Annotated in this window: 7 protein-coding genes; 2 read left to right on the top strand and 5 right to left on the bottom strand. The window is 40.7% G+C overall.

The genetic code is table 11. The features are described from left to right. Positions 1 to 123: 123 nt before the first annotated feature. Entirely contained in the window at positions 124 to 261 is a 138-nt protein-coding gene (locus MAE_RS33690; RefSeq protein WP_158303571.1) for a hypothetical protein, read from the bottom strand. Between the two features lie 59 nt (positions 262 to 320). On the opposite strand from MAE_RS33690, the gene MAE_RS27575 reads away from it, so the two are divergent. Then, positions 321 to 1,016: an HAD family hydrolase gene (locus tag MAE_RS27575; RefSeq protein WP_002801790.1), complete on the top strand. Its 696-nt coding sequence runs from the start codon at positions 321 to 323 to the stop codon at positions 1,014 to 1,016. Here MAE_RS27575 and MAE_RS27570 read toward each other — a convergent pair. From MAE_RS27570 to MAE_RS27560, 3 genes are all read right to left on the bottom strand, one after another. After that, on the bottom strand, positions 1,013 to 1,633 hold the full coding sequence (locus MAE_RS27570; protein ID WP_012268398.1) for a CPP1-like family protein: 621 nt from the start codon (positions 1,631 to 1,633) through the stop codon (positions 1,013 to 1,015). The two genes, MAE_RS27575 and MAE_RS27570, sit on opposite strands and share 4 nt — an antisense overlap. Before the next feature lie 86 nt (positions 1,634 to 1,719). After that, complete coding sequence (locus MAE_RS27565) at positions 1,720 to 2,781, bottom strand: CIA30 family protein (RefSeq protein WP_041804475.1); 1,062 nt, start codon at positions 2,779 to 2,781, stop codon at positions 1,720 to 1,722. Between the two features lie 35 nt (positions 2,782 to 2,816). Beyond that, the gene (locus MAE_RS27560; RefSeq protein WP_012268396.1) at positions 2,817 to 4,061 is read right to left on the bottom strand and encodes an RNA-guided endonuclease InsQ/TnpB family protein; all 1,245 of its coding nucleotides are present in this window, start codon (positions 4,059 to 4,061) and stop codon (positions 2,817 to 2,819) included. Positions 4,062 to 4,111: 50 nt separating this feature from the next. On the opposite strand from MAE_RS27560, the gene tnpA reads away from it, so the two are divergent. Then, positions 4,112 to 4,513, top strand: coding sequence for an IS200/IS605 family transposase (tnpA, locus tag MAE_RS27555; protein WP_012268395.1), 402 nt, complete (start codon positions 4,112 to 4,114; stop codon positions 4,511 to 4,513). 525 nt (positions 4,514 to 5,038) lie between these two features. Here the strand turns inward: tnpA and MAE_RS27550 are convergent. After that, positions 5,039 to 8,629, bottom strand: coding sequence for a DUF7149 domain-containing protein (locus tag MAE_RS27550; RefSeq protein ID WP_012268393.1), 3,591 nt, complete (start codon positions 8,627 to 8,629; stop codon positions 5,039 to 5,041). Positions 8,630 to 8,632 lie beyond the last annotated feature (3 nt).

The following is an 8,632-nucleotide window of genomic DNA, read 5'->3' as shown; positions in this document are numbered from 1 at the left end:
TGGTTAGCCAATTGGCGAGATAGTTACGAAAGTTTACATATCCTTACATTTATTTTAAGCTAACCGTCCAGACTAGGGAAGGGGAAGCATCAGTAATCAGTGAGGGGTTGGGGTTTTAGGGTTTTAGGGTTTTAGTTGAAATTCCCCCACTTCCCCACCTCCCCACTTCCCCACTTCCCCACCTCCCCACTTCCCCACACCCCACTTCCCACACCCCACTTCCCTGGTCCCTAATCTTTTTCCCGACAAAACTCTTGTCATTGTCAAGACTCTAGGGTAACTTGTATATAAAAATTAATAAAGCGAGAAGTATTAGAACGATGTTGAGACTAATTAGCGACTTTGACGGCCCGATAATGGACGTATCGGAGCGATATTACCAAGTTTATCAAGACTGTTTACAGAAAACCGCCTATAAAGGTCAAATTATCGGGGAATTATCGAAAGCGGAATTCTGGCAGTTAAAACGGGATCAGGTTTCTGAGAAGCGTATCGGGGAAATGTCAGGATTAGATGAAGATCAAGCGCGTAAATTTGCCCATCTTCGTCGTCAAACTGTCCATACTTTACCCTATCTTGTCCACGATCGCCCGGTGGTTGGTTCTTTGGAAACTCTCCAGAAAATCCAAGAGTTAAAGATCGATTTAGTCGTGATGACGATGCGGCGGGTATCCGAGCTAGATCATGCCTTTAATCGCCACGATATCGGTCGTTTTTTCGCCGCTAATCGTCGTTATTGTCTAAATAACAATTACACCAAAACCAACGACGTGCGCGACAAAACCCTGCTTATGGCTAAGGCCGCTAAAGAACTGCCGGCGGCTGCCGATACTTGGATGGTGGGGGATACGGAAGCGGATATTGCCGCCGCTAAAAGCCAAAATATTAAGGTTATTGGCGTATTATCGGGGATTCGCAGCCGTTCCCGTTTAGAGAGCTACGAGCCTGATTATATCGTCAATAACCTTGGGGAAGCAGTGGACGTGATCTTAGGCTCCCTACGAGCGATTGGTTAACGGAAAAAACTACTAATCACCCAAAAGATCAGAAAAGTGACGAGCGCATAAATTTGGCGATCGCCGAAGATATGCAAATCAGCCTTGGCCGCTAAACTGGCTAATCCCGCTCCCAGAGCGACTCCTAGCACTAAACCAGCGAGAGTGAATAGTAAGGCGCGGCCAAAACGTTTTTCCTTGCGGTTGAAAAAATAGATATTAACGAAAACGCCAAAAGCTAAGAGCAGCGGTAAGAGGGAGCCACTGGGATCGGGAACTAACAGCGTTATTGCTCCTAAACAAGCGTAAATCACTGCTGGTACACCGATATCCCGTGCAGAAGGTGTATCGATTAAGCTTTGCCACCAGTGAGGAGATTTGCTGCTAGTAACTGGTTTACTTTCCACCGGAATCGTCAGACGTTCAGGAAAACGAATGCGATCGGGAACTTTAATTCTACCCTCCTGTCGCATCCGCAGTCGATCCATGAGGACGGAATCGTAGGCCGACTCGATCAATTCGACAATTTTGCTATCATTTTGATACTGTTGCACCAGTCTTTGTTTGGCCTCTTGAATTTCTTCAAAAGAGGATTCTTCAGTAACCCCAAGTTGTTCGTAGGGATTCTGTTCACTCATGAACATACCTCCTTAATTATGCTCCCGATAGTCATGATCTTAACCCGATGTTCTGTAGTTTAACTTGAGATCCAAGCTTATTTAAATTAATTAAGTTTAGCGAAAATCTGGGCAGAATCGATCGCTTCGTAGGGATAACCACTGGCATCTAAAAGGCTTTTTTCGGCGATTTCTCCTTCTTTAACGATAATTAAGCGGTTTTTGCCCCCGTAGGCTTTAATTGTGACAATTTCTAAAGCAAATAACCCCGGGGAGAAACGGGGATTTATCGCCCCATCGTACTCGAATTTACTCTGCATTAACTGCAAAGCATAGACGCTACTGCTATCAAAGGGTGCTGCCTCTCTCATCGTTTTGGCCCGCACCACCGGGATTAAATCGCCAAAAGGAATAGAAATCGTTTGCCAGGTGCGATCAAATGTATCAAAAGAATAACAGTAACCGATGCCATCCCAACGTCCTTCACAGCGCAGAATTAATTTATAGCGTTTTCCGTCCCCTTGTACCTGTAATTCTATTCCCTCGTAGTTAGATAAATTTAGGGGAGGATTCAGGTTTCTGGTACGAACTGAGGCAAAACCGCCGTTATTTTCAGTTCTAACGATACCGGAAAAGAGCGCTCGTCCTCCGGTTAGGGTTATCTGACTCTCACTCACTCCTCCCATTACCACATCATCCACCGCACCCCAGATTTCTTTGATATCACTGCTGGGATTGCTAAAGTCAAAGAGGGTTTTTTCGGCGGTTATCCCAGCATTTTTCAATAAATCGAGTAAATTAGCTAAACTATGGCGGTTATTCTCCCCTTGACAGTAGATAATTCTCTCAATCCCTGTGAATAATTGCGGGGTTTGCAGAGCAAATAAATCGACATTTTCAGCCAATAATTGACGTGCAGACTCGATATTATCGACTAAAGCGCGGATTTGATAGTTTTGCTGCTGTAGTTGGGTGATTACTTTTCTACCGATCGCATTTTCCCCACCAATGACTAAAATGGTCTTCATCCCTTGCTCATTTGTTAGCTGATTTTTTTTATCTTCCCCGAAACCGAGCAGCTTTTGCAGACAACTCCACAGGGGAATACTATCAAAATAGTCTAGAGTTTGCCAAAATCTCTGAAAATCCCAGCTTTTTGACTCAGCCATAACTTTTCTCTCCTCAAAAGGTACTGTTGACATCCTCACCGCCGGGGCCGGACGGTGATTCCCGGCAGATCAAACAAACTTAATTGAACGACCGACCGCTGGGTTGACGCTTCACAGGATGCTGCTACCTTATCGGTAGTCTTACACTTTCCTCCACGTCCGTTTTTTGAGGTCTCCGATTGCCCACCGGCGACCTTGATATTAATTGCAGCGTTTACATCCCTATCATGAAAAGTCCCACAGAAAAGACATTCCCACTCACGGATATTTAACGCTTTTTTCCCGCCGATATTCCCACAACAGGAACACCTTTGAGACGTTGGCTCCCATCGGGAAATTATCCGAAAATCACGCCCATATTTATCAGATTTTGCCGATAGCATATCTCGGAAAGAACGCCATCCTAAGTCTGATATGGCACGGGATAACTTACGATTTTTAACCATTCCCGATGTGTTTAAATCCTCTAAAATTATCGTTTGATTTTCACGAACAACTCTAGTGGATAGTTTATGCAAGAAATCAGTGCGAGTGTCTTTAATCTTTGCATGGATTTTAGCTACTCGTTTCCTAGCTTTTTCCCGTCGGTTACTTCCTTTCTGTTTTCTAGAAAGGTTTTTCTGTGCTTTTCTTAGTCGTTTTAATCGTTTCTTTAACGGTTTCGGTGCGTCTATCTTTTCCCCTGTTGAGAGGGTAGCAAAGGTAGCAATCCCTAGATCGATTCCCACGGACTCCCCGTTATTAGGAAGTATTTCGGGCTGAACCTCGACGACAAAACTAAGAAAATAGCGATCTGCTGCATCTTTAATCACGGTGACACTAGAAGGTTTAGAAGGTAATGGACGACTCCAAACGATTCTTAAATCACCGATTTTTGCTAAAGTAACGCAGTGTTGGTTAACGGTAAAACCATTGTCGGTAAATCTTGCTGATTGTTTAGATTTACGTTTTTTAAACTTGGGAGGTTTGACTTTCTTTCCTTTTCTCTCGCCCTTACAAGATGTAAAGAAGTTAGAGTAAGCAGTCTCTAAGTCTCTCAAAGACTGTTGTAAAGGAATAGAAGAGACCTCGGTTAACCACCGTCTTTCTTCTGTTTTTTTGACTTGAGTTAGTCTTTTAGATAACTCTGTATATTTTGGCTTTTTCTCCCCTTGTCGATAAAGTTCTTGACAGTAAGCTAAGGTATCGTTCCAGACAACACGCACACACCCGAACAACTGAGACAAAAGCCTCTTTTGTTGGTCTGTTGGGTAAATACGGTATTGATACCTCGCTTTCATTGGGTTAAGATGTGTGTGTCTGTAGTCTATTCTAACTAGGTCTGTTGATAATGTCAAGTCAGTTGCGAAAAGAAAGAAACTCTGTTTCCGATCTAAAGATACACTTGGTCTGTGTGACAAAATACAGAAGTAAGGTTTTTACTGGTAAAAGTCTGACTTTGATTGAAAAGTCTTTTAGGGAAGTTGCGGAAAAGATGAATTTTCAGATATTGGAATTTAACGGGGAGTCCGATCATGTACACGCATTGATTGAATACCCGCCGAAACTATCTATTTCTGTAATGGTCAATTCTTTAAAAGGAGTCTCTAGTCGTAGGTATGGACAAGCTGGATATCCTAAGCCATACGGGAAAGACGCTCTTTGGTCGCCCAGTTATTTTGTATCTTCTGTAGGAGGTGCGCCACTGGAAGTTCTTAAGTGCTACATCAAAAATCAGGAAAAGCCGTCGTAAAACGACGGGGTTTTAACCCAAATTTTCGATAAAGTTAGTCTAACCAAACCAGCTTTAATCCTTGCCGCAAAGCTTTCCTTTTCGTCCCTATTTCTTTCGCTCGTTAATTTCTCTGAAAACACCTATATATATTTAGGCACGGATTCCCATTATATAAAAAGTATAAGTCAAGTCTTGGCTTTTGTCAAGCATTTTGGTTGACACCATTTTTCTTTATTCGCGTCACAACGAACACCGGCTTGGCAAGCATTCGAGCGTGGATGTCTGTCATGGATTTAGAAATTTGGTATGAGATTCTTTTGGGTGTAAGCTGTACTGAATTTAAATTACTTGTTGAGATAAGGCACTCTTGCAATAGGTAAGAGGAAGGTATAGGGGAAGCGCGGAGATGGGTTTTAAAGTTCGATTGGGAGTTCATTAGAACAAATGTATTAAATTTAAATCCCCCTTAAAAAGGGGGATTTAGGGGGATCAAATTTTTGTCAGTCCTTTGGGATGCTTTTGGGTGCGTTACTACATTTATATTTATTTTATTTCCCCCTCTATTATCCTGATTTCCTCCTCGCTTAATCCATACAATTCATACACTATTTTGTCAATCTCTTTTTCTAACTCGCTGGTGTCAGCTTTGGGATTAGATTTTTTAGCCGTGAGAATTTGATCTACAAGTACAATTATAGGTTGCTGTTGTTCTTGACTAATTTTGGGTATTGGAAGCTGTGAAATAGAACGAGTTTGAATTTCAGAGAAAACTGTTTTAGTTGATTTAAATTTGTTGTTATAAATATAATTCATTAATGAAGAATTCATTATTCCAAGAAGAAACTTTATATCAAAGTTAATCCCTTTTTTTAGATTTACAACTACCAATGTATTAAGAGCATAATATTGAGAATTGTCGTAGGTAAAAATTAACGTTCTCGAAACTCTTCTAAATAAAAGTTTTTCTTTTGTTTCAAAAATGTCTCTGCGTTTACAACTATGAATCTTGGTAATATCATAATCTAAATAAAAACCATCCCAGCTAATTGAGTATTTATTTATATTTCTTCCATCAAGAAGTTTTTTATATTTCCCTTCAGGGTTTTGTGTTTTTAAAGATAGTGATTTATCTCCCTTCAAGGCTATTGCTTGATTAATATTACAAATTTCGTCAAGCGGACAATTTTTAGATTCAAAAACTTTAAGCAAAATAGAATTACGCTGAACTAAAAATGAATAGCCGATATTGCTTCTTATTTCGGATGAACTTATATTAAATTTGAAATTAAATCCACTTTCAGCAAGCTCACCATAATTCACAGCATAATCTAAATTTTGTGATTTCAAATATTGAATAATCACTGTTTCTACTACTGCGTCTTCAAACGGTAAATTCAGAAAATTGATAACCTCTGATAGCGTTACTTTATTGAGTAAGAATTGACGTGTAAATACATAATATTCTTGAGTTAATATAGTGTTTGGAATGATATAACTTAAAATTCCGTTTTGTTTTAGTATTTGAAATGATAAATGAGTGAAAAAAATAAATGTATTTAATCTGCCGCCAGATGTTTCATAACGCATTAGTAAATAATTCTTGTATTTAACTGTTGTTGAGTCTATTTTAGATAATTGAATATAAGGAGGATTGCCAATTACCACATCAAAACCGATAAAATTCCCCTTATCGTCTAGAACTTCGGGGAACTCGAAGCGCCATTCAAAAGCATTATGATAAATCTTACCGCTTTCAATCTCCTCTAGTTGCGGACGTAACTTATCAATCTCATTCCTTAACTGACTAATCTTCCTTTCCCGCGCTTTCTTTTCCTTGGGTGACTCCTCAAATAACAAAATTTGATTCTCTAGACTATATAAATCCGTTTCCAAACCCCGCAAGCGCTTTTTCAGAGGATTATCTCCCTGTAAAGTCTGACGAAAACTACTCTTAATCTCACTTATCAATCTCTCCATCTCGCGCTTTTGCGATTTATCCTCCGCGTTGCGATAGACTCTCACCGCATCCTTATAACTCTCGATACTTAAACGATTTTTGCGGGAAAAGACTTGTAAATCATTGGATAACCCAAAGCGACTAATCAGAGAATTGCCAACCTTGATATTAATATCGATATTCGGTAGCGTCTCTAACTCGTTATCTGCTTTGTAGTAAGCATTCTTGAGTAACTCAATCCATAAACGCAACCGACAGATTTTCACCGAGTTGGGATTGATATCGACTCCAAAGAGACACCCCTCAATCAGACGCTGTTTTTCCTGAAATAAAGTCTCCTGTACTCGCTGACTTTCTCGGTTGCGGGGATTATACTCAAACAGATTACCGTCATCATCGGTGACGATTAACTCATCGTTCACCACCTCAACCCGATAATCCCTGAGAGTTTTCCCCTCTTTATCCACTAAAATCTGTAACTCACTCTTAATTGCGATTATCTCGTTCAAAGCAGAAACAAGAAAATGTCCCGAACCCACCGCAGGATCACAAATTTTGAGACTATTGATAATAGCATTGGCTGCCGTTTTATCTTTGATGCGGTTATATACATCCTCGATTGTCTGACAATCCCATCCCTGACTCTGGTTAAATTTCTCTATCACTGCGCGTCGAATCGTTTCCCGACACATATACATAGTGATGAAACCGGGGGTGAAAAAGGAACCATCCTTATATCCGTTGATTTTCTCGAAGATTAATCCCAACACCGACGCATTGATAAGAGTCTTGTTATCCTCCTGTATCGCTTCCCCACCTTCGCTGCTAAAATCGTAGGCATTGAGAAACTCGAATAGGTATGCTAGAGCGTTGATTTCTCCTGTTCGCTTTTTCCCCTGACTATCCTTTAAGACTGTTCCTGCAAAAATCTCTATATTCTCCGAACACAGGTTACTGATAACTATGGTTGATTGTTCTAATTCCGTCGGTTCAAATAGGGAACTGTTGAGATAGGGAACCTGAGTATGGGTATTCTGGATGTCTTTGCTTCTTTCTGACTGTTTTTTTGCTAAGACGCTGAAAAATAAGCGATTTAAGTCGTCATAGTTGGCAATTTTGCCTAAATTGAGAAACCCTAGGGATTTATCCCCCCGATGATACCTAATTATCTGCGCTTCTAATAGTTTGAGGAAGAGGATTCTATTTATCCAGGTTATCCCTAACTCTAAACCGATATTCAATAGTCTCTCCTCCTCCGTCTCCCCAAATTCCTCGGGATTGGGTAAACGAGAGATTTTATCTAAACTCTCTACTTGACTGATAGCGTTCTCTAGCAGCGAACCGGGTTGTCGCGCTGCCGGTTGCAGACGTTGGATGAGTTTTTTTCCTCCCTCTTTTATCTCTGTCAATCCGATGATATGCAGCAGTTCACTATAAAAGTTTTTGTCGAGACTGTTGCTATCGTTCGCAAAGGGGAGTTTTAACAGGTGTTCGGGAGAAAAGATTTTATAGAGACTGATGAGGTTATGTTCGTCCTCCCGGATGGTTTGGGTGTATTCCCGCAAGTCAAAATAGGTGTATGTCAGGGAATTGAGTATGGAGTTAAGGAAGGGTTCCCCTATCTGTTTGTAGAAGAAGTCGGTGGTTTTTCCCGTTAGTCTCCCCGTCTCAAAGTCATTAAACTGTCTGACAAGTTCCTGATTTTGTGCGAATAGTCTCTCGAAGATATTCCCATCGAAGATAAACCACTCATATATATTGGTAGCAATCAGGTGTTTTATCTCTAGGTTTTTCTCGGTTATTCTTTCCCGAAGGAAGTAGAGGAGTAATTCTTGTAATGCTTTACAGTTGAGTTTGTCTCTCCGCAGCATCTCGCTTTTATTGCTGGGTTTCTTGACTTCCAATATTACCCCCACGGAATCCCGCGACTCTTTCCCATTATGGATGACTAAATCATTCCTTCCCTTGGTGTTGATGAAATGTTGGGGACTATAGTAGCTGTGTTTGAGAAAGTCTGCAAGCAGGTTTTTGTGGAACTCCTCCGATTCTGTCTCGTTTATACTCCCCAAAAGTTGTTCTAGGTGGGTTTGAAACTTCTCCACCTGACTACGATTCGGTTTGACTCTCAGGAATGCTTTGTTTAATGCTTGTCGGGGAGAGAAATTTTCTGTCTTCATACC

Origin of the sequence: Microcystis aeruginosa NIES-843 (assembly GCF_000010625.1) — a bacterium.
Classification (GTDB): domain Bacteria; phylum Cyanobacteriota; class Cyanobacteriia; order Cyanobacteriales; family Microcystaceae; genus Microcystis; species Microcystis aeruginosa.
This window is presented reverse-complemented; position numbering and strand designations above follow the sequence as displayed.